A 3314-nucleotide genomic window follows, 5' to 3' on the forward strand; every position below is an offset into this window, starting at 1 on the left:
CGTGGTCGACCTCGGGCTCCCGGGCGTCCAGCGCGACCTCGTCGAACGCGTCCACGAGACGGACACCCCTGTCGTGGTCGTCGTGGTGAGCGGGAAGCCGCACTCGATCGAGTCGATCGCGGAGTCGGTCCCGGCGGTCGTACAGGCGTGGCTCCCCGGCGAGCGCGGCGGCGAGGGCGTCGCGTCCGTGCTGTTCGGCGAGTACAATCCCGCCGGTCACCTTCCGGTGTCGATTCCGCGGTCGGCCGGACAGCTCCCGGTTCACTACAGCCGGAAGCCCAACACCGCGGACGAGGAGTACGTCTACACGGCGACCGACCCGCTGTTCCCGTTCGGCCACGGGCTCAGCTACACCGAGTTCGAGTACGGCGACCTCTCGCTGTCGGCGACCGAACTGCCCCCCGCGGGGACGATCACCGCCGAGGTGACCGTCGAGAACGTCGGCGAGGCCGCCGGACGCGACGTGGTCCAGCTGTACGCCAGCGCGGGGAACCCCGATCAGGCCCGTCCGGTCGAAGAGCTCGTCGGGTTCGAGCGCGTCGCCCTCGATCCGGGCGAGACCGCGCGCGTCGCCTTCGAGGTCGACGCCACCCAGCTCGCGTACCACGACCGCGACATGGACCTCGCCGTCGAAAGCGGCCCCTACGAGTTCCGCGTCGGCCACTCCGCCGCGGCGATCGCTGACACTGCGACGTTCGAGGTCACGTGGACGAAGGAGGTTCCCGAAAACGGACGGACGTACTTCACTGAGACGCAGGTCGACACCGACACGTAATCCGGAGGGTCGACACCGACACGTGATCCGGGAGGGGCGCGGACGACGCGTCACTCGGTAGGACGCTGACGATGCGTGACTCGGGACGTGGTTCGAGGGACCGTCAGACGGTGACGGTGTCGTTGACCAGCTGTCCGATCGCTTCGATGTCGATCGCGATCTGGTCGCCCTCGGCGAGCGTGAACGATTCCGGCGGGACCAAGGCGGTGCCGGTCAGGAGGATGACGGTCTCCGGGAGGTCGTTGTGCCGCCGGAGGTACGAGACGAGCTTCTCGCAGGTGGTCGCCATTTCGCTCGTCGACGTCGAGTCCTCGAAGACGATCTCGTCGTCGCGCTCGATGGTGAGCGTCATCTCGAGGTCGTGGGGGTCGTCGATGACTCCCGGGGTCGCCACGCACGGCCCGACCGCGCAGCACCTGTCGTACACCTTCGCCTGCGGGAGGTACAGCGGGTTCTCACCTTCGATGGACCGGCTCGACACGTCGTTGCCGATCGTGTACCCGACGACCTCCTCGTGGTGGAGCACGACGCCGAGCTCCGGCTCCGGCACGTCCCACGTGGAGTCGCCGCGGATCCCGACGGCGTCGTTGGGGCCGACCGTCCGCGACGGCGTCGCCTTCAGGAACAGCTCCGGTCGCTCGCTGTCGTAGACGTCGATATACACCTCGGGTTTGCCGCTCTCGGCCTCGCGCGCCTGTTCGCTGATCTGGTACGTGACGCCCGCGGCCCACACCTCGTCGGGAGTCACCGGCAGGAGCACGTCGTCGAGATCGAGGTCCACCCGATCCGCGTCGGGGATCCGGTCGCGAGCGATGGCGTCGACGGACTTGTCACACGCGTTCGCGGCGCGGGCGAGCTGCGAGAACGACCCGAGGTCGTCGGACGCCGCCGACAGGTCGTACGCGTCACCGTCGGCGACGACGACGAGCGAGTCGGACCCCACGCTGTGCTTTCCGCCGGGGAGTCGATAATACCGCATACCCGAGAATGACCGGACGCCATTAAAAGAGTATCGCTGACGCACACGACGTGAGCCGATCGCTCCGATTCGGAGCCGCACCGCTGGTCGGTGCGTTCGCCGGCTCCGGGGCGTACCGGTCAGTCTCAGGAGGTTGAAAAGAATCGACGATTGTATATCGGATGTCTCAGAATGGTAGCGTGCCCATGGAAGTTACTGAAGTCGAGACGTACGTCGTCGACGCCGACTGGCGCAACTGGTTCTTCGTTCGGGTGAAGACCGACGAGGGGATCACCGGGGTCGGCGAGGCCCTCGGCGCTGAGGGGCTCACCACCGTCCTCGAAGAGGTTGCGCAGTCGCACAAACACTACGTCATCGGCGAGGACCCGCTGAACCGCAAGAAGATCAACCGCCGGCTCACCCGGTACCCGTTCGCGTGGCGCGGCGGGAAGCTCATCAACGCGGTCGCGGCGGCCTTCGACATCGCGCTGTGGGACATCGCCGGGAAGTACCACGACGAGCCGGTCTGGAAGCTGCTCGGCGGGAAGGTCCACGACGAGATCCCCGTCTACGCCAACGGCTGGCACATCGGCGAGCGCACCCCCGAAAACTACGCGCACCACGCGAAGAAGGCCGTCGAAGAGCAGGAGTATCCCGCCCTGAAGTGCGACCCCTTCGCCCATTACGAACACTCGCTGACCGACGACCAGATCGGTGAGGTCGCGGAGCTGCTCGAAGCCGTCCGCGACGCCGTCGGCTGGGACGTCGGCATTGCGCTCGACTGTCACGGTCGCTTCACCCGCCGCGGGGCCATCGAGGTCGCGAACGCCTTAGAGGAGTACGATATCATGTTCCTCGAAGAGCCGGTCGAGTTGGAAGACCGCGAGGTGATGGCCGACGTGACGGACAAGGTGAACATGCCCGTCGCGACCGGCGAGCGCATCTACAACAACGAGACGATGGCCGACGTGATCCGGCAGCAGGCCTGCGACATCATCCAGCCCGACGTCACCAACTACGGCAGCCTCCAGGAGGCGCAACACGCCGCGGCGATGGCCAAGAACCGGTACATGACCATCGCGCCGCACAACCCCAACGCGGGCGTCTCGACGGCCGCGTCGGTCCATCTCTGTGCCGGTCTGGAGAATCTCGAAGTGCTCGAACACATGAGCCGCGACGTGCCGTGGGGCGAGGAGGTCGTCGAGACGAGCTTGGAGGTCTCCGACGGGGCCATCGAAGTACCCGACGAGCCCGGACTCGGCGTCGAGTTCAATCCCGAAGCCGCGCGGGAACACCCCGGAGAGCCGAAGGACAGTCACAGTCTCTTCGACGAGGGTGGCGCGCTCAAACGGCCGTAACCCGCCCGTAACCCGCTTATCCGGCGGTCAACACTTGTTCTGTTGACCCACACGTATTTACATGAAGGTGTCTTTGCTCCGCGTATGTCCACGAACTCTTCGAAGCCCCTCGACGGCGTGACCCCAGAGACGGTCTCGCCCGGGGACGTCGACGCGACCGAGATCCGGGCCGCGCTCGAATCGTCGAACCCGCTCGTCCAGCAGCGCGGCGGTCGACGTCTGC

3 protein-coding genes are annotated in these 3314 nt (G+C 66.7%); 2 read left to right on the forward strand and 1 reads right to left on the reverse strand.

The features are described from left to right. Nucleotides 1–775 (forward strand): glycoside hydrolase family 3 C-terminal domain-containing protein (locus BN903_RS03230; protein ID WP_195155695.1); only part of this gene is annotated, 775 nt, incomplete at its 5' end. Between the two features lie 103 nt (nt 776–878). On the opposite strand, the gene BN903_RS03235 is transcribed toward BN903_RS03230, so the two are convergent. After that, nucleotides 879–1754: a fumarylacetoacetate hydrolase family protein gene (locus BN903_RS03235; RefSeq protein WP_048076350.1), complete on the reverse strand. Its 876-nt coding sequence runs from the start codon at nt 1752–1754 to the stop codon at nt 879–881. 185 nt (nt 1755–1939) lie between these two features. Here BN903_RS03235 and BN903_RS03240 point away from each other — a divergent pair, with 185 nt between their 5' ends. Next, on the forward strand, nt 1940–3091 hold the full coding sequence (locus tag BN903_RS03240; RefSeq protein ID WP_048076351.1) for a mandelate racemase/muconate lactonizing enzyme family protein: 1152 nt from the start codon (nt 1940–1942) through the stop codon (nt 3089–3091). The last annotated feature ends 223 nt before the right edge of the window (nt 3092–3314 follow it).

It is taken from the genome of Halorubrum sp. AJ67 (assembly GCF_000513435.1).